General features: G+C 40.0%; 18 protein-coding genes. 7 read left to right on the forward strand and 11 right to left on the reverse strand.

Annotated elements, in window-relative coordinates:
- The first annotated feature begins 106 nt into the window (after positions 1–106).
- Positions 107–1003, forward strand: coding sequence for a glycine betaine ABC transporter substrate-binding protein (locus AKA01nite_RS07705; protein WP_146924742.1), 897 nt, complete (start codon positions 107–109; stop codon positions 1001–1003).
- Positions 1004–1049: 46 nt separating this feature from the next.
- Here AKA01nite_RS07705 and AKA01nite_RS07710 read toward each other — a convergent pair whose 3' ends face one another.
- From AKA01nite_RS07710 to AKA01nite_RS07725, 4 genes are all read right to left on the reverse strand, one after another.
- A complete protein-coding gene (locus AKA01nite_RS07710; RefSeq protein WP_186805139.1) occupies positions 1050–3041 on the reverse strand; it encodes an FtsX-like permease family protein in 1992 nt (663 codons plus the stop codon).
- A 1-nt stretch (position 3042) separates the two neighbouring features.
- Positions 3043–3801: an ABC transporter ATP-binding protein gene (locus AKA01nite_RS07715; RefSeq protein WP_146924744.1), complete on the reverse strand. Its 759-nt coding sequence runs from the start codon at positions 3799–3801 to the stop codon at positions 3043–3045.
- Positions 3802–3917: 116 nt separating this feature from the next.
- Positions 3918–4943: a sensor histidine kinase gene (locus AKA01nite_RS07720; protein WP_146924745.1), complete on the reverse strand. Its 1026-nt coding sequence runs from the start codon at positions 4941–4943 to the stop codon at positions 3918–3920.
- Positions 4927–5604: a response regulator transcription factor gene (locus tag AKA01nite_RS07725; RefSeq protein ID WP_146924746.1), complete on the reverse strand. Its 678-nt coding sequence runs from the start codon at positions 5602–5604 to the stop codon at positions 4927–4929. Before AKA01nite_RS07725 ends, AKA01nite_RS07720 begins: the two co-directional genes overlap by 17 nt.
- Positions 5605–5927: 323 nt before the next feature.
- Between AKA01nite_RS07725 and AKA01nite_RS07730 the strand changes: the two genes are divergently transcribed.
- On the forward strand, positions 5928–6806 hold the full coding sequence (locus tag AKA01nite_RS07730; RefSeq protein ID WP_146924747.1) for a coiled-coil domain-containing protein: 879 nt from the start codon (positions 5928–5930) through the stop codon (positions 6804–6806).
- A 203-nt stretch (positions 6807–7009) separates the two neighbouring features.
- Positions 7010–7462 carry a hypothetical protein gene (locus AKA01nite_RS07735; protein WP_146924748.1) on the forward strand — a complete coding sequence of 151 codons (453 nt, stop codon included), beginning with the start codon at positions 7010–7012 and terminating at the stop codon, positions 7460–7462.
- Here AKA01nite_RS07735 and AKA01nite_RS07740 read toward each other — a convergent pair.
- From AKA01nite_RS07740 to AKA01nite_RS07770, 7 genes are all read right to left on the reverse strand, one after another.
- Complete coding sequence (locus tag AKA01nite_RS07740; protein WP_146924749.1) at positions 7451–8386, reverse strand: aldo/keto reductase; 936 nt, start codon at positions 8384–8386, stop codon at positions 7451–7453. The two genes, AKA01nite_RS07735 and AKA01nite_RS07740, sit on opposite strands and share 12 nt — an antisense overlap.
- Positions 8387–8446: 60 nt before the next feature.
- Positions 8447–9430, reverse strand: coding sequence for an NAD(P)H-quinone oxidoreductase (locus AKA01nite_RS07745; protein WP_146924750.1), 984 nt, complete (start codon positions 9428–9430; stop codon positions 8447–8449).
- Between the two features lie 78 nt (positions 9431–9508).
- A complete protein-coding gene (locus tag AKA01nite_RS07750) occupies positions 9509–9880 on the reverse strand; it encodes a YccF domain-containing protein (RefSeq protein WP_146924751.1) in 372 nt (123 codons plus the stop codon).
- 21 nt (positions 9881–9901) lie between these two features.
- The gene (locus AKA01nite_RS07755) at positions 9902–10759 is read right to left on the reverse strand and encodes an aldo/keto reductase family protein (protein ID WP_146924752.1); all 858 of its coding nucleotides are present in this window, start codon (positions 10757–10759) and stop codon (positions 9902–9904) included.
- A 129-nt stretch (positions 10760–10888) separates the two neighbouring features.
- Positions 10889–11845, reverse strand: a complete 957-nt coding sequence (locus AKA01nite_RS07760; RefSeq protein WP_146924753.1) for an NAD(P)-dependent oxidoreductase — start codon at positions 11843–11845, stop codon at positions 10889–10891.
- 13 nt (positions 11846–11858) lie between these two features.
- On the reverse strand, positions 11859–14513 hold the full coding sequence (locus AKA01nite_RS07765) for an HAD-IC family P-type ATPase (protein ID WP_146924754.1): 2655 nt from the start codon (positions 14511–14513) through the stop codon (positions 11859–11861).
- A 245-nt stretch (positions 14514–14758) separates the two neighbouring features.
- A complete protein-coding gene (locus AKA01nite_RS07770; RefSeq protein ID WP_146924755.1) occupies positions 14759–15049 on the reverse strand; it encodes a hypothetical protein in 291 nt (96 codons plus the stop codon).
- A 272-nt stretch (positions 15050–15321) separates the two neighbouring features.
- Between AKA01nite_RS07770 and AKA01nite_RS07775 the strand changes: the two genes are divergently transcribed.
- The 4 genes from AKA01nite_RS07775 (at position 15322) to AKA01nite_RS07790 (ending at position 19032) form a co-directional block, all read left to right on the forward strand.
- A complete protein-coding gene (locus AKA01nite_RS07775) occupies positions 15322–16233 on the forward strand; it encodes a helix-turn-helix domain-containing protein (RefSeq protein WP_146924756.1) in 912 nt (303 codons plus the stop codon).
- Between the two features lie 225 nt (positions 16234–16458).
- A complete protein-coding gene (locus AKA01nite_RS07780) occupies positions 16459–17256 on the forward strand; it encodes an SDR family NAD(P)-dependent oxidoreductase (RefSeq protein WP_146924757.1) in 798 nt (265 codons plus the stop codon).
- A gap of 35 nt (positions 17257–17291) precedes the next feature.
- Positions 17292–18500, forward strand: coding sequence for an NAD(P)/FAD-dependent oxidoreductase (locus AKA01nite_RS07785; RefSeq protein WP_146924758.1), 1209 nt, complete (start codon positions 17292–17294; stop codon positions 18498–18500).
- 28 nt (positions 18501–18528) lie between these two features.
- The gene (locus AKA01nite_RS07790; protein ID WP_146924759.1) at positions 18529–19032 is read left to right on the forward strand and encodes a hypothetical protein; all 504 of its coding nucleotides are present in this window, start codon (positions 18529–18531) and stop codon (positions 19030–19032) included.
- The last annotated feature ends 329 nt before the right edge of the window (positions 19033–19361 follow it).

Below are 19361 nucleotides of genomic sequence, written 5' to 3' on the forward strand. Positions count from 1 at the left end.
CTATTTATGATACCATTAAAATAGTTGGCATACTTTTCAGGAAATTTTCATGAAAAGTATATATCGATAGACATGATTTATACCAAAACATTATAGGAGGACATTTATGAAAATTAAAAAATCAATCACATTTATTTCACTTGCTTCAACCGCTTTATTGCTAGGAGCTTGCGGCAGCGATGATTCGGCTGAAGATGGGGATAAAAGTCTTGGCGAACAGCTGGATTATACCATCACAGGAATAGAACCTGGTGCAGGAATTACAGCGACGACCGAACTCGCTTTGGAAGAATATGATAATCTGGATGGCTGGGAACTTGAAACAAGTTCCACAGCTGGTATGATGGGACAGCTGGATTCAGCTATAGATAACGAGGAACCACTAGTCATCACAGGCTGGACGCCTCATTATATGTTCGAACAGTATAACCTGAAATTCCTCGAAGATCCTGAAGGGGTATATGGTGAACCTGAATTCGTACACACGATGGCTCGTCAAGGATTTGAAGAAGACATGCCACAAGCGTACGCTATCATGGATAACTTCTCCTGGGAAGTTGAAGACATGCAGAGTATCATGCTTGCTGCTCAAGATATGAGTTTTGAAGAAGCAGCTGCTGACTGGATCGAAGAAAATCAGGATACGGTCGACAGTTGGACAGAAGGCGTGGACGAAGCAGATGGCCAGGAACTCGAACTCGGTTCATTCCCATGGGATTCCGAACGTGCTTCATCCGCTGTGATCTCTCAAGTCTTAACTGAACACGGCTTTGACGTTACTGTCAACAATGTGGATCCTTCTATTCTTTTCCAGGCATTGGCGCAGGGAGAAGTTGACGTAACTGCCGCTCCATGGCTACCGACCACTCAAGGCGCTTACCTTGAAGAATATGGCGATGAAATCGTCGACATGGGACCAAATATGGAAGGAACAGTCATCGGCTTAGTCGTTCCTGAATACATGGAAATCGATTCCATCGCAGACTTGGAACCGGCAGAATAAATTTTTGAATGAGTAAAAGGTTCAGGGATGACCCCTGAACCTTTTTCTATTCAACTATATTGAGATATTTTTTTGTTGTCACCCGATAAATGATCCAGTATATAAGCGAATATATCAATACAACCCCTACAGTTATCCCGAGAAACAGCTTATTATTGTATATATTGAAAAGAACGAGCAGTTTTTGAACAATTGGATATGCAAAGGCTGTATGAATTGCCGCAGTAAAGATCGGCAAAGAAAACATCCAGAAAACTTGCGCTTTTGTTGCTTGTTTAGTCGTTTTTTTATCCAGTCCTACTTTCTGCATAATTTGAATTCGATTTCTATCTTCGTATCCCTCTGATATTTGTTTGTAGTAGGTGATCAGTATGGCACCAATTGTGAATAAGCCACCTAAAAAGATGCCGATAAAAAGAAAACCTCCATTAATACTGTACCACTCAGCTCGATTAGCATCACGAGACTCATAAGCCGTTTCCACCGGATAATCAGCTTCTCTAAGCCTTTCTTGAATAAGTCCACTGTATGCTTCATCGGTCTGGTCGTCCTTCAATGACCAGTATATGTCAGCTGTAAGGCTGTTTGGACGTTGGGGAAATGCATTGTTGTGATGATTTAAAAATGTATCAAGCGTACTATTATCTGGTGTCACTAATAACAACGTATCTACGATATTATTACTGCCAATCAGATTCTCAGGCATTTGGTTTATTTCCCGAAGATCATATGTTGTCTCAAACAAAGTCAAAGTGTCACCTTTTAATTTCTCATCGGATTTATGGTACAAAAGCTCGTGATCATTTAACTCGATAGATTTATTAGAGAGCTGGTTATAATCTTCTAAGGGTATTATCATGACCATTGTAGGAGCATCGCTGGTAAAGTTGAAGTTTCCAAAGACTATTTCCTTGTCTTTTAATTTTCCAAACAATGTAGTATAACGATAAAAGTACTGGTCCGTCATCTTATAGCCTTTATTACTGCTTAGGCTCTTCAAGTCATCTTGAATTGTATTAACTGTTTCTTCCAGTTCCCTGCTCCCCATGTTTTCATCTGTTCTAATAGTAAGATTATTCTCCTCAGGAAAACGATTTTCTAATGTTTCTTCTGTACCTGCGTAAAGTGTGATCGTCGTTGATACAGCAATAATAACCATGACTGAAAGGATACTGATATTGGCCAAGCCAGCTGCATGCTGTTTCATCCTGTAAAGCATACCGGATATCGATATAAATGGACCGGGCTTGTAGTAAAAAACTTTGTTACGCTTCAGTGCTTTTAACACGATGATGGAGCCGGCTGTAAAGAGCAGATAAGTCCCGATAATAACGAGCAGCACCGCGACAAAAAACTGATTAAGCACACTGATAGGATTATCAATAGTCAGTGAGATATAATAACCCGCCCCCAAAGAAAGCAGTCCGATGACAAAAAGTATGGGAGAACTTTTCGGTTCTTTTTCTCCTTCTTTACTTCCTTTTAATAAACGAATTGGATTTGAAAGGGTTACTTGAATGATGTTATAGATAAGCGTTAATGTAAAGATACCGGTAAATAACAATACTGTTATACCCGTCATTTTCCAGGAAGTAGAATAACTCATAGCATCTGGCAGTCTCAGAAGGTAATTGAGAATGAGAAAATTCAACCTTCCAAACACAATTCCTGTAAGTATTCCCACGAAAATACTTGCCCCACTCAAGATCAGACTTTCGATGATCAATATATTAGCGACATGTCTTTTTTCAAGTCCTAATACGCTGTAAAGCCCCACTTCTTTTTTTCGTCTTTTCATTAAAAAACTGTTGATATAAAAAATAAAAATCAATGAAAATAAACCTATAACGACCGTTCCCATTCCAAAAAGCGTCGGCAATGTAACGGAACGCTGTCTGACAAAGTCATTCGTCATTAAGCTGGCCATCATCTGAAATAAAGCGACCGATAGCACGGCAGAAATGACATAAGGCATGTATAACTTGCCATTAGACTGGATATTACGCCAGGCCATCTTAGTGAAAAAACTGTTCTTCATGCTAGACACTCCCCTTAGATGAAACGAGCAGTGACTGCGAAATGCTGTCAATAAAGTCATCCGGCTCTTTATCGCCGCGGTAAATTTCATGATAGACCTGGCCGTCTCTTATGAACAGGACCCGACTCGAATAACTCGCTGCCCGGGCGCTGTGGGTGACCATCAATATCGTCTGTCCATTTTGATGCACGTCTGACAGAATTTCCATTAAGTTTTGAGAAGATTTGGAATCCAAGGCTCCGGTCGGTTCATCTGCCAGAATGATTTTAGGACGAGTGATCAGTGCTCTTGCTACAGCTGCTCTCTGTTTCTGTCCTCCGGAAACTTCATAAGGATAGTTGTTCATCAAATCCTCTATGTTCAAACGTTTGACTAATGGTTCGAGCGCACCTTCCATCTCCTCTACTGACTTTCTTGACAGAACCAGCGGGAGTAGAATATTGTCCTTGAGCGTAAAGTTGTCTAGTAGATTAAAATCCTGGAATACAAAGCCGAGCTGTTCTCTTCGGAATTTTGAAATCTTTTTATCTTTTATAGCGGATAAGGCCTGTTCATCCAGGTAGACTTCTCCTTCTGTCGCATTGTCTAATGTTGAAATGATATTGAGCAACGTCGTTTTCCCGGACCCGGATTCTCCCATAACTGAAATAAATTCGCCTTTTTCCACCGAAAAGTTCACGTCTTTCAAGGCCTCTGTTCCTTTTGAACCCAACTTTGATGTATAAATCTTCTTTAAATGTTTTACTTCCATAAATGTCATATATACTTCCTCCTTAGCTATACACCTATCATACGTCGAATTAGAATCACCAGCATTCATCTAATCTTACAAAAGTGAAAAGAACCTTACAGAAATGTAAGATTCTTAGTCGTCTATCAATCAAAAAGAGTCCATGATTTTTTTCCAAAGTCAATGATCGCTTTTGTACCTTTACCGAGTTCTGAATCGATCAACAAGTTGTGACCTAGCCTATGACAAACTTTTCGTGAAAGGAAAAGCCCCAGGCCTGTTGATTTTTCATGTAGTCTGCCATCTAAACCCGTATATCCTTTCTCAAAGATTTTCGGCAGATCTTCTTGGCTTATCCCGCTTCCAGTATCTTCAATGATTAATGTCTGTTCATCTTTGAAGTAGATGCTGATCTCGCCTTCTTTAGTATACTTAAGACTATTGGAAACAAGCTGCTCGATCAAAACTTCCAGCCATTTTTTGTCTGACAGGACTGAATAAGTCGACGGATCATACGTCACAGTGATATCCTTATAAATAAAAAAGACAGCATATTTTTTTAAAATTGTTTTAATGATGTTATCTACAGCGATTTCTTGAAGGTCAAGTTCCTTCCCGCTGTTTTCCAGCTTCAGATAATTTAAAGCCATGTGAGTATAATCGTTGACACGGATCAGTTCCTGTTCCATATGATGACTATCTCTCATTTCCGGATTTTTCTGTAATAGCAGGCTCATTGCTGAAATCGGTGTCTTTATCTGATGAAGCCATAATGTAAAGTAATTCATTTGCTCTTCGTTCTTTTCCTTTGTAGCCTGTTTGAATGTTTGGTATTCTTCAAAAAGTTCTTGATACTTATTCTGATAGAGTGCATCGATTGCATTCATTTTTTCAGCATTTGTCGTATTTCTTCTGGAAAGGAACGTTTTCCCTTCTCGAACGCGGTTCATGTACTGCACCCACTGAATGATCAATGAAAGAATAAAAACAAATAAAGATAACAGTACAGCATAATTGAATAAACTGAAGGTGCTGTCTGTTAAAAATATGAGAAGTCCGAAAATAGCCGGTATCATTATAAATAAAAAGAATTGAGGTCGCACAGACTTTATGAAGGGCTTTACCCATTCTTTCCAGTTTTGTCTGCTTGTCTTTTCATTCGATAATAGCATAGCCGACACCCTTTTTGGTTACGATAAAGTCCTCTTTCCCCAGTTCCTTGAGTTTCTTTCTAAGTCGAGCAATATTGACAGCCAGCGTATTGGAATCGATGAACGATTCGTCTTCCCACAGCCCGCGCATGATCATTTCTTTGGAAACATACTCGCCCTTATGCTTAAAGAGGATCTCCATGATTTTCAGTTCGTTTTTTGTCAGTGAAGCTGTTTTATCTTTATATATCAGACTCAGTTCCGACGGCTTGAGCGTCACCTCACTGACTGAATAAAAATTTTCCTTATCAGAAAAATCATACGAGCGCCTGAGCATGGCCTTTATTTTTGCGAGGACTACCGTTAACTGAAAAGGTTTCTGAATGTAGTCATCCGCGCCCATCTGAATGGCCATAACCAGATCCATGTCATCTGTTCGGGAAGAAATAAATATGATCGGCACTTCAGAAATTTTTCGTATCTCCTGACACCAGTGATAGCCATTGTACACCGGCAGCTGAATATCCATTAGAATCAGCTGCCGGTGTACAATGGCTATAAAAGTATCAACCACCGTATTGAAATCTTCTTGTTTATAAACGTCATAATTCCATTTTTTCAATTCTTCTTCTAAAGAAGAGGCGATCACGTCGTCGTCTTCTACGAGCATAATTGAAACCATCTATTCTTCTCCTTCTGCTTGAATATTTATTACAGTATATCATATCCTTTGGGCCTTAAATATCTGACTGTTACTTGTTTTTATAATTCTTTCCTGTGATTCCTTCATAACTGCAAGTACTGTGCTATACTGAATAAGAAAAGCTTCACGTGCCGTTCAGCCTCGAAAAGAAAATAGGAAATTTGCCCCGAATGAGCATGCTGCGCAATGGGTAAATTTATCTTTTTCTCGAGAGGCTGGCACGTTAAGCTAGACAGTATAAACTACTGCACTAAACTTATACTTTCCTAGTTTATAAAAGATGAAAAGGGGAATCAACTGGCATGAACCATACATATGAAACGCTGCGCATCAAACTGGAAAGACTGATTAAAAAAAGACGAACTGCAAAAGCTCGTTTTGAAGAAAACGAACGTAATTATAATGAAGCTAAGGCTGTCTTTCAGAAAGAATCGGCTGATGTAGATAAACTGGAAGCCCAATCTTTCACTACCTTTTTGCAGACAGTAATCGGAACATACGATAAAAAACTTTACGAAGAAAAACAGGAACAGATCCAGGCTAAACTTCACTTGGACAAAACGTCGGCTATATATCTAGAATCTAGAGAAATGGTCACTGATATTACGGATGACATCAGTCGTCTTAAAAAAGAGCTGGACTCTTTGAAAGAAAAGCTGCGTGCAACAGATCCAGCGTTTCAGGAGACTCTTTCTGAAAAAGAAGAACAGGGTCTTTTGATGGAAGCCGAAATGCGAGAAATCGATGAGGCGTTAAATGCTGGAAAGAGTGTTTTAAATAGTTTGACCGCTACCCTTAAGAGCCTTGATTCTGCTGATTCTTTAGCAACATGGGATTTATTTAGCGACAGCTTCTTTATTGATATGCTGAAGTACGACAAAATAGACAAAGCCGAAGAGGAACTCTTTTATCTGGAAGGACTTCTTGAGCGATATAAAAAAGAGTTAAAAGATGTCGATTTAAATAATGTTTTGGACTATGAAAATTTAGGAAAGATGAGAAGAGTCTTTGATATCTTTTTTGATAATATCTTTTCTGACTGGAATACCAAAGATACAGTCAAACGTAATATCAACAATATTGAAATGATTAAGGACGAAGTTCATCTTATTCAAAAGCAGCTGCAAGAACGTCACTCCATACTTGAAGATCAGCTAAACGAATTAAAACTGTATTATTAATGAACCAGAAGAATAGCGGACATTCTCATTATGTTTGAGAATGCCCGCTGTTTTGTCTTTTAAATGATGGTGAAACTGACCTGGAGAAGTCAGTTTCTACAATGTAGAAAGATTTTATAAACTCTAGTATTTAAATCATTCACTTTAATTGGTTCACTGGCATATTAGATGTTCCGTAAACAGTCCATTGCTGTGTATATCAGTTGCCTCAAATCGATTTAGCGCTGGGTTTACCGATGTCTGCGCCACTTCTTACGACTCAAACAGATTTCCTTTTGAGTTTACCGATGTCAGCGTTACTTCACACGATCCAAACAGATTTCCTCTTCAGTTTACCGATGTCAGACCTACTTCATACAGCTCAAACAGATTTCCTCTGCACTTTACCGATATTGGCACTACTTCGCACAACTCATACAGATTTCCTCTTCAGTTTACCGATGTCAGCGTTACTTCACACGACCCAAACAGATTTCCTTTTCAGTTTACCGATGTTGGGACTACTTCATACAACTCAAATAGATTTCCTCTTCAGTTTACCGATGTTCGCCCTACTTCATACAGCTCAAATAGATTTCCTTTTCAGTTTACCGATGTTCGTACAAATCATTAGTCAACCTCACAGTTACATCGCTTATCCAAGTTTACCTGTTTAGCGGGTGGTCTTTTATCTCTTCAATCCACAAACCTCTCAGATCCTGAATCATCTCTGGAGTAAGCAGATCCTGCGACGCTTCAAGATTATGCAGCAGCTCTTCACTGGTTCGGGCTGTCGGCACTACAGTTGCTACTTCTTTATAAGCTAAGATATAACCTATAGCCGCTTGTGTCATTGAAGCATCTTCATTGATTATATTTCTAACTTTCTCTATTAATTTCGAACGTCTTTCTCGTTCTTCGCTGCTCCAGCTATTTTCATCATCTGAAAGAAAATCTTTAGGTTTTTCCTCCCCTGTCAGCCAACCCGAATCCAGGGGGGTTTTAACGATAAGACCAATATCCTCATTATAAGCACGGCTCATTTCATTAAGAGGTTCCTGATGAAAAATATTGAAACGCACCTCAACAACTTGACTGTCTGTGTTATCTAGAATATGGTTGATCTCTGTACCCGAATCTACAGACGCTCCGTATGCTCTTATTTTTCCTTGACCTTTTAGTTTCTCAAGCGTCTGGAACTGTGGGGACTGCTGATCCAGAACGGACAGTGACGGTTTGTCGAGGAGAAGAATATCCAGGTAATCTGTATCTAATCGTTTTAGACTATTTTCCACAGAAGCAAGCAAATCATCTGGATCAAAGTTTTTATTGTCGTAATCCGGTAGGCTAAGCTTACTACTGATAACGACTTCTTCTCGCATCTCTTTTAAAGCTTCTCCTAAACGTTCTTCGTTTTTTCCTTCTGCATAATTAATTGCTGTATCAAAAAAGAAACAACCATGCATATGCGCTTCATGGATCAAACGAATCGCTTCATCTTCATCCACTGGTTTTCCCTCTTTATCATTACTCAGCTGCCGAACGCTGAAACCGACTTCGGAAACTTCTATACCTGTTTTACCAAGCATGCGTTTTTTCATGTTTTCCACTCCTCTTATTTTTTTATTAAATTTATTCATGACTCGTTCATTCTAATAAACTCATTCACTTACTTTCAGGATTATTTTTCCTATATTTTCGTCATTTTCTATGATGCGATGTGCCTCTTTAAGTTCGGCAAAAGGTAAAACCTTATGGATCACCGGTTTAAGTTTCTTCTCCTGGAATAAAGGCATGGCCATTTCTGCAAATTCCTGTGATAGCCGTGCCTTATACTCATCACTTCTTGGAGTAAGCAAGGTTGCTTTCAAGGCGATCCGCTTTTTCATCAAGTGATTAAGCGAGACGTTTGCCACTTCGCTTCCTCCCAGCGTACCAATCAGAATCCACCTTGCATCCACGGCACAGCTTGCCATGTTCATCTCCCAATAAGACGCACCAACAAAATCTAAAATGACATCCACTCCGGTTCCATCAGTGACTGTATTCACGCGCTCAGAAAATGATTCTTCTTTATAATTGACAGTCACGTTAGCCCCAAGCGTTCGCGCCATGTTTAATTTCTCAGTTTTTCCTGCTGTAGCAAAAATATTAGCCTGGCTTAGCTGACGCGCGAGTTGGATCGCAGCTGTTCCTACTCCACTCCCGGCTGCATGAATCAGTATTTTTTCTTTCTTATCAAGCTCCCCCAGCCAATAAATGGTCTGATAGGCTGTGAGAAAAACTTCCGGTATAGCTGCACCTTCTGAAAAACTCAGTTCATCAGGAAGTATCATGGCCCGATCAGCTGGCATGATGGCGTATTCACCGTATCCTCCATGATTGACTAGACCACAAACGCGGGTGCCGGCATTCAGCTTGGGATCTGTCGACTGGTTCTCAACAACGACTCCGCTGATCTCAACACCTAGAATCGGATAGGAAGCCGCAAGTGTTTCATTTTGTCGCGTCAGTGTATCGGTACGGTTGATTCCCGCTGCCTTGACTTCAATCAAAAGCTCACCTTGTTTAGGTACAGGTTTCAGCACATCAATCTGCTGCAAAACGTCTCTTCCTCCTGGTTTTTTTATACTCCATGCTTTCATTTTATTCTTTCCTTTCTTTCAATACAGAGGTAAAAACAATAAAAATCGCCAGAGTAAAAAGGCGATTTTTGTATTGGTCTATGTTCCTGTTTTAATGATTTTCGCACCGAACGGCAGAAGGGCTAATTTTGCGTGTTTAAAATGCTGAAGTCCAAAAGGAATCCCTACAATGGTCAGACAGAATATGATTCCCATTGTCAGTTCTTCAATTGCCATTGCAAAACCGCCGAGCACTATCCATAATAGGTTGAACATAAACGAGACGCCGCCATGTCCAAATTCGATTTGTCTGCCAAAGGGCGCTGCTGCCATTACTGAAAATTTAAAGCACTGTCTGCCGACTGGATAGCCAACGATTGTAATCGACCAGAGTACGCCCATGACCAGCCACGTCAAGAAGCTTATAAACCCACCTAAAACAAACCATAAAACATTGCCAATTGTATTCAAATAATTCTTCCTTTCCTAAATTCAATTAAATTTTGGCGGTCTCTCATACTGACTATCTGTTTCCTGAAAATCAGAATGCATCCACTGCAGTAAGTAGTCGAAATCTTCGTCTTCCAGTTCAAAATCAAAAATATCAAAGTTTTCTTCGATACGATACATATGTGCAGATTTCGTAAGTGGGACAGTATTCAATTTTATACAGAAACGCAGTAAAATTTGAGCCATTGTTTTATTGTATTTTTGAAGCATTTCTCTTACCCGATCTTCTTTTTTCAAAACGTTCAGCGGATTTAAGGGTGAGTAGGCCTGGACAACGATTCCATGCTCCTGGCAGTACTTTCTAACTCCGTCTTGTGTCGTACCAGGATGTATCTGTATTTGATTGACCATCGGTTTGATTTCTGCATGTTCGATCAGGTTTTTTAAATGTGTTTCTGAAAAGTTACTGACCCCGATGGCTTTCAGTTTTCCTTCTTTATAAAGTTCTTCCATTGCTTTCCAAGTGTCTAGATTATCTTCCGCCCAATCTTCACTGTTTCCTGAAACGACAGGCCAGTGAATCAGATAAAGATCAAGATAATCGGTATCCAGTTCTTCAAGCGAGGTTTCGACTTCTTTCCGTACGTTACCGTATCCATGAGCTTCATTCCTCAATTTACTTGTCAAAAAAAGGTTTTTTCTTGGACAACCGCTTTTTTCGATTGCCTTGCTTACTAAATGCTCATTTTCATATTCTGCAGCACTGTCGATATGACGAAAGCCTACGTTGATCGCTTTTTCTACACAGTTGATTATTTCATCATCATCGTGTGTATTTTTCCACATTCCAAATCCAATGTTCGGCATTTTGATCCCATTGGTTAATGTCACATAATCCATTTCAATCCCCTCCCCTATACAGACTGAATTCCTTTCAAGTTCTTTCTATCCTTAGTATACAATAGATAGCGCTTCTCTCCTACTAACACCATCTGAACATCATTAAATAAAATTGAACCTTCTCTTTTTTTAAAGCTCGACAATGTTTTTTGGCTTTCCTCTTAAAAAAGCAAGGGTATTGTCAAAAGCGATCTCAGCACGCTTTTTCATGGCTTCATCTGTCAAATACGCCACGTGAGGTGTCAATATAGTGTTTTTCGCATGTAACAACGGATAATCTGCTGGTAAAGGTGGCTCCATATCAAATACATCGATACCGGCACCCGAAATTTTTTCTTCATTCAGCAAATCGGCCAAATGTTTATTATCTACTATTGGTCCCCGGGCACAATTGATCAGAACAGCAGAACGCTTCATTTTATTCAGCTTTTCTTCTGATAAAAAATGTTTTGTTTCATTATTCATCGGCAAGTGAACGGTTACGATATCACTTTTTAAAAGAAGATCATCTAAAGGCAAGTATTCCAGCCCAAGTTTTTTTGCTTCTTCTTTTTCTGTGCGGTTATACCCAACAAGTTTTGCTCCAAAAGCTTTAAATAACTCGGCTGTTTTGATACCGATATTCCCTGTACCAATGATCCCCACTGTCTTTCCTTTTATCTCATTTCCTTGTATCAATCCGGGAAATGATTCTTTGTGTATATCTTTGTCGCCTTGAGATATAGACCGATACAAATCCAGTGTCAGGCCAATAACCAACTCAGCTACAGACTGATCAGAATAGCCAGCCGCATTAGCGATTTTTATCCCTTTTTCTCTAGCGGCCTCACCGGCAACATGATCGACACCTGTAAAGGCAACATTTATCAGTTTCGTCTGTTCAAGCTGGGTTACGACTTCTTCGGGAAAAGGATTATTGGCAATCATAACAACGTCCTTATCCCGGCTTCGCTTCAGCATTTCATCATGATCTGTTGTTTTTTCGTCATAATAAATAAACTCATGCCTCATATCTTTAATGGGCTGGGCTAGTCTTTCAATCATTTCTTCTGGTACTCTAAGTGGTTCAATCAACGCTACTTTCATTATCTTCTCCCTCTCATTTTTTCTTTTTTAAAAGTCTATGAGTAACGAATTTTTCAATTTCAACAATCACGAACACGCCTAAACCGACTAAAATCGGATAGAGCCAAAGGTTTAATTCAATCGGATAGAGTCCCAGGACATTTGCCAGGAAAGGAACATAAGTGACTAACAACTGAACAGCAATCAATAGACCCGATACTAAAAAGGCCGCTTTGTTGTCGAAAAACTGATTATTCAAACTAAAGTGCCGCTCATTTCTTACATTAAACAAATGAAACAATTGTGCGAACACCAGTGAGTGAAGAGTGATTGTATTCAAGTGACTACTCTCATACCCCGATAACAGTCCTTGGTTGATCCACATGATGGACCCTCCGATCAGGACGGATACAAACAGAATCCGGAAGATATAATAAGGACTCAGCAAACGTTCATCTGAGTTTCTTGGCGGTTTGGACATTGTTCCTTTTTCTAAAGGCTCAAAGGCAAGCGCCAGCGCAATCGTTACGGCAGTGATCATATTCACGTAGAGAATCTGCACGGGAGTAAGCGGCATATTAATCCCCAGAAGTAAAGCGGCCGCTACAAGCAAGGCTTCAGCGCCGTTTGTCGGCAGAATGAACAGAATGGTTTTCTTTAAGTTATCATAGACCCGGCGTCCTTCTTTCACAGCATTGACGATTGTTGAAAAATCATCGTTTACAAGAACCATTTCAGAGGCTTCTTTCGCCACTTCTGTTCCCTTGATTCCCATCGCAACACCGATATCTGCCCGTTTTAGTGCAGGGGCATCATTCACGCCATCTCCTGTCATCGCACTGACATGACCATTATTCTGAAGGGCTTCGACGAGCTGAAGTTTATTTTCAGGACTCGTTCTAGCAAAAACATCGACCTCTTCTACCAGTTCTCTGACTTCCTCTTCTGACATACCATCAAGATCTCGGCCTTCTGTCACTTTATCCTGTTCTGCGATACCCAATTCTTTCGCTATGGCCAAGGCTGTTTCCTTGTGATCTCCTGTTATCATTTTCACTTTAATGCCCGCTTTTTTACATACCTCTATCGCTTCGATGACCTCTTCACGAGGAGGGTCAATGATTCCGGTAAGTCCAAGCAAGGTGATATCTGAGTTGACATCTTCATGGTCAACATGATTCTTTTCTTTGGGTACTTCTTTCACACCAAATGCCAGCACCCGCTCACCTTTTTTAGTGCGCTTACTCATTTGCTCTTCCCAATATGAGCGTTCATCGGAATCGAGCTTTGCCATTTCAAAAAGTCTGTCCGGCGCGCCTTTAATAAATATTTTCTTTAAATTATTTTCTTCCACTAATCCAACCATATACTTATATTCTGAATCAAAGGGTATTTCTGATTGCCGATCCAGCGATTCGATATCGATATCCGCTTTTTCTGCAAGAGTTATCAGGCACCCTTCAGTGGGATCTCCCCGAACTTCCCACTGGTCATTTTTTTGATAGATATCGGCTTCGTTGACTGTTTTAGCAGCTGTCAGCAGTTCTTTCAAATCATTTTCTTCCATTACGTCGACTGGGTTTTCATTTTCGTCTAATATGTCACCTTCCGGTTCGTAACCCAGCCCCGTTACAGAGTACGTTTTATCTTTGGTGATGACTGACTGGACAGTCATTTCATTTTTTGTCAGTGTACCTGTTTTATCTGAACAGATTACTGTTACAGCTCCAAGGGTTTCAACAGACGGCAGTGTACGCATAATTGCTTGTTTATCCGCCATAGACTGGACACCCAAGGCCAAAATGATTGTCAAGATAGCCGGCAATCCTTCTGGAATCGCTGCGACAGTCAGACTGATAACGGATAACAGCAGTTCTCCCCATTCATAATTGTGAATGATAAAAGCAAATGTGAATAGAAAAACAGCTAAGACAAGGATGACGATAGATATCGTTTTCCCGAACTGATCGGTCTGCTTGAGCAGAGGGGTCTGGATCGCTTCTACTTCACTCATCGAACGATTAATTTTACCTATCTCAGTCGATTCACCGGTTTCTGTAACGATGCCTTTCGCATTACCTGAGGAAACGGTTGTTCCGGAAAACACCATATTGCTGCGGTCGCCAATTGGGGTGTCTTCTTTGAGTGGTTCTGTTTGTTTTTCAACTGATGTCGATTCTCCTGTCAGCGGTGATTCTTCTACTTTCAATCTATCCACTTCAAACAGACGGATATCCGCGGGTATTTTGTCACCTGAACTCAAATAGACAATATCACCCGGGACGACTTCCGTGGAATCCACTTCTTGCCTATATTCCTCACGATACACCATCGCTTTTAATGACAGCATATTTTTGATACCTTCCAGAGCTTTTTCTGCCTTATTTTCCTGCACATATCCTATGACACCATTGACAATGGCTACTAAAAGGATCACGGCTGTATCCACATGTTTTCCTAAAAAGAATGTAACGACAGAGGCAACGAGCAAAATATAAATCAGGACATCATTGAACTGCCTTAAGAACTTTACCCACTCTGGCGTCTGTTCCCCTTCTGGGAGCTTATTGAGTCCATATTCTTCTTTAAGCAGCTCGGCTTCTTCTTCGTTTAAGCCAGCATGTCTATTAGTATCTAATTCCTGTTCTACTTCTTCAACGCTTAAACTGAACCATTTTTTATCAGACATTTGATCCCCTTCTTTTAGTTTTTTATATTTAATGTTAAAAAGACTGTCATTTCTGTCAATAACGTCTTTGTGCTCATAAAACCTTCTTCTATATAGGATAACATAGGCTGCATGTTTATTTCTCGTTTGAGACATCCTATTTGAACGCAAAAAAAGCGCAGCCTGAAAGTGGCTGATCGCTTTTTATCCTCTAGGTATTTGAAACGTTTTCTGATCTTGGTCATTACCATACGCGCTCGTTTATGTTAAACTTGTAGTAAACTTAAAACCATTTCAGGATTGTATTCACGTATGACTTTTTCTTTTCCCTCAATCACTTCAATGATTTGAATGCGCTGAATTTTCCATTCATGAATGTCACCGGTACTTACTTTATTTTTTCTAAGAATAGTTTCTAATGAGCAGTCTATTTCTCCATCAGCATTTACAACCAGATCGCTCTCTTCCACCAGAAGTGTGACAACTTTGTCTTCCCCTGTCAGCACACATGTCATCGCACTGTTTCGCTGTCTGAACAATTCCAATGCTTTCTCCATACTTTTCACCCCACTAAAAAATCAGTCTTATTAAAAACATACTATTCTTTTATTCAGATATGTATTTACCTGATTCATTTAATTGTAACACTCATGAACGGTTATCTTCATAAATGTTCATATTATAACCAAATGTGTATTTACATGTTTTAGACTGTATAATTTACTGTAATAATACTCATTTTTATAAAATAACTAACAATAGAAATTGAGCTGTTTAATTCATGATCGGGGGTCAGTAATTATATAGGCTTCAATAAGGAGAGAGAACAATGGATCACTTATATTATCATTTAGGCCAGACGCTTAAAACGATACGAATGAATAAAGGTTATACGCAGGAAGAAATATCCGATGGAAAAATGTCCCGTTCCAATTATACAAAAGTAGAAAATGATGAAATCAATCCGAATATCGTCAAGTTCTTTGCTATTTTGGATCATATGGATATGTCTGAAGCTGAGTTTTATTATATTCTAAATGGGTATGAATTGATCGATAAAGATTACGTCATCTACAAATTTAAAATGATGGGACATGACCCGTCACTTTCATATATAGAAGAACTGATAACATTAGCCGAAGAGTTGCTCGATAAACGGGAAGATCATTATGTCCGTGATGTGCTTAATATTGCCCAGGGTTACTGGGCCCTGCTCAATGATCATGACATAGACAAGGCTTATATGCATGCCAAGAAGGTTTGGGATCGTTTAAAAGATCTGGATAAATTCTATATTGCCGAGTATCATCTTTTAAATAAAATTCTGTACTTCTTTGAAGTCGAAACTGCCATATCAATGACGAATAAAGCATTGGAAGATTTGAAAAACTACCGGACATTTCAGGAAGCTGATAAACTGAGATTGTCCTTTCTATCCAATATCGCATGTATCCTGATCGACAATAACCAGCATAAAAGTGCCTTGGTATACGTTGAACACTTGATCAAGAAAAGTAAAAAAGAGCAGGATATTCTTGCATTAGGAGCCGCCCTAGTCAGGAAAGGGATGTGTTTAGAAGCTGAAGGTTCTCTTTCAGAAAGTGAAGTATCCTTCAATAAAGCGATTGAGATTTTTACTTTACTGGATCATGAGGATTATATTGTAAAAGCGCAGGAAAATCCAAAAGCCGTTTATAACCCTTTTGGTTTTGTTGATTTAAAAAAGATTGTCATTGATTAATTTGAGATTTCATAAGTTTTAACGATCTATGGTTCTATACAAAAGACTGGGTACCTATCTGGTCTTTTTTTATTATACATGAATCACTATTTGTAATTTAAGCTCTTTTTAAACCTTTCATTGATTGCTTATAATTGAAGTTTTTCGGACAGGATAGTAACCTTTAATGTAACAGGTAAGAAGGATTCAAAGTAACTCTCATTAAAAAAATGAAAGGAGAAAACAATGGATTTAGGATTAAAAGATAAAATTGCACTAGTCACTGGGGCTGCTTCAGGTATCGGGAAAGAAACGACACGTACTTTATTGGAGGAAGGCGCAACAGTCGTGATGACGGATTATGATGAAGATAACTTGAAAAAAGCAGCTCAGGAAATGACCGATTCAGATAAGCTGTTATATTTTCCCGCTGATATCAGAGACTTAGAATCTCTCAGTCAGTTGCATGACTATGTGAAGAAAAGTATAGGAACGATCGATATATTGGTGCAGAACGCTGGAGTTACCGGTGCACAAGGAATGTTCCATACATTGACTGATGAAGATTGGGTCGAAACGATCGATCATGATTTTCTTGGACCTGTACGCGTCGTTAGAGAATTCCTTCCCGACTTGAGAGCTGACGTATGGGGTCGTATCATTTTGATTTCTTCAGAAAATGCAGTTCAGCCATACGATAACGAACTCCCTTATGATAGCGCTAAAGCGGCTATTTTATCTTTTGCCAAAGGGCTTTCTCGTTCTTATGCTAAAGAAGGTTTGCTCGTTAACACTGTTTCTCCGGCCTTTATTGAAACGCCCATGACCGATCGAATGATGACTCAGCGTGCCGAAGATAAAAACGTTTCTTTTGATGAAGCCGTTGACTCCTTCCTTGATGAAGAACGTCCGCATATCGAGTTGAAGCGTCGGGGACAGGTTGAAGAAGTAGCTGCAGTCATTGCCTTTTTATGCTCTAAAAAAGCCTCATTCGTTAATGGAGCCAATTACCGAGTCGATGGCGGCTCTGTGGCAACGATTTAGTCCACATATTCTATTTTAGAAGGAGAGAATAAGTAATGAGTACATCTAACGTAACACATTATGATTATTTATTTATTGGTGGCGGGATCGCTGCTGGATATGCTGCAGAAGGTATTCGCGAAGTTGATAAAGACAGTTCTATCGGTATTTTATCTTCCGACATGGATGGCCCTTACACTCGTCCGGCGTTGTCTAAAAAGATTTGGACCGACGAAGCCTTTACTGAAGAAGATGTTCCTTTTAATACAGCCGAAAAGACGGGAGCAGATGTCCTGCTTGAAACCGTCGTGACATCAATTGATAAAGAAACCAAAACGGTGACAACGAAAGAAGGCAGAACTTTTTCTTACGGAAAACTCTTATTAGTTACTGGTGGTGAACCGCAGACGATCGAAGGACCAGAAGACGAGCGGGCTTTTACTTTTCGTTCCTTTGAAGACTACCGTAAACTAAGAGACCTATCTGGAAACAATCAGCATGTCATTGTCGTAGGCGGAAGCTATATCGGTACAGAGCTCGCAGCAAACTTACAGTTGAATAACACGCAGGTAACTTTAGTTTATCCACAGGACGTTCTGGGAGATAAACGCTTCCCACTTGAACTGGCGAAGGAATTTGAAGAAAGTTACAGAAAAGCTGGTGTGACTTTGATGAACAAATCCCGTGCTGATTCTTACAGTAAAAAAGAGAATAAACTTGTTCTTAACCTGGAAAACGGGAAAACGGTAGAAGGCGATGCGCTGGTGCTGGGACTGGGTGTCAAACCGCGTCTATCTCTTGCCGAAAAAGCCGGTCTGGACGTTCAAGACGGTGTTATCGTTAATGAAAACTTCCAAACTTCTGATCCAGATATCTATGCTGCCGGAGATATCTCGGCATACCCGGATCCAATATTAGGTCGTCACCGTATCGAACACGTCGATCATGCCCGTCAATCGGGAACGGTGGTTGGGAAAAATATGGCTGGATCCAGTGTGTCCTATGACTACACTCCTTACTTTTATTCGAAAGTATTCGATATTTCCTGGAAAGCCATCGGAACGCTCGATCCTGACCTTGATATCTTTATTGATCACGTAGACGATGGTAAAGTAGCCTATTATCTCAAACAAAATAAACCCGTCGGCATTCTCACCTGGAATGTAGAACCTGATTTGGATAAAGTAAGAGACGTGCTTAAAAACCCACCAGAAGGTACTGATAAACTGCGAGGACTTATTCAAAGTAAAAAAAGTGACTCATAAAATAAAATGATCCTAGGAGGAGATATAATTGAATACTCATGTAGAAGGCAGCTATGCTGAAGTCAAATACGCTCTGCGCGCTGTAGATACACTGATTATGCGTGGCCATGATGCTGATTCTATTACTCTGATCGGTACAGATCCTTATAAAGAAGAACAGCTCAGAGCAGCCGATATAAAAATTAAAAACACGTCAGATTTATCTGATGGAGATAAAGAAGAGTTAGGCAAGCACATGGAAGACCTGAAGGATGGACGTTTTGTTGTTCAGGTTACTGAAGATGGAGGGAAACTAAAAGAAAAATCTCCGGACATCAACCCGAAATATGCCGACAGTGCTTATTCTGATGATGATTCGGGTTTAACGTCAGAGCCAGGTTCTTATACTGAAGACGCTGAATTACTAAATGATGTAAAAAACAGCAATACGGATCCTTCCAATAGTCAGTCTACCGATACGATCGGTTATGCGGATAATAAGAAGACACCAAACAATACCCCTTTGGATAACGGACCTAACCGATCGATATAATTGAAATATAAAAAGCTGGAGAAAGAAGCGGACTCGCTTCTTTCTTCTTTTTTATTAAGGCGTGTGTGCCCTTTCGCTCCAGTTTTCTTCTTGAAAGGGCACGCATTTCGGGTTTGACTGCCCTTCACGTCTTTCCAACTTCAACGAAGGGCACGCATTCCACGTTTGACTGCCCTTCACGTCTTTCCAACTTCAACGAAGGGCACGCATTCGGTGTTTGACTGCCCTTTACGTCCTCCCAGCTTCAACGAAGGGCACGCATTCGGTGTTTGACTGCCCTTCACGTCTTTCCAACTTCAACGAAGGGCACGCATTTCAGGTTTGACTGC

This window comes from Alkalibacterium kapii (assembly GCF_007988865.1).
Taxonomy (GTDB): Bacteria; Bacillota; Bacilli; order Lactobacillales; family Carnobacteriaceae_A; genus Alkalibacterium; species Alkalibacterium kapii.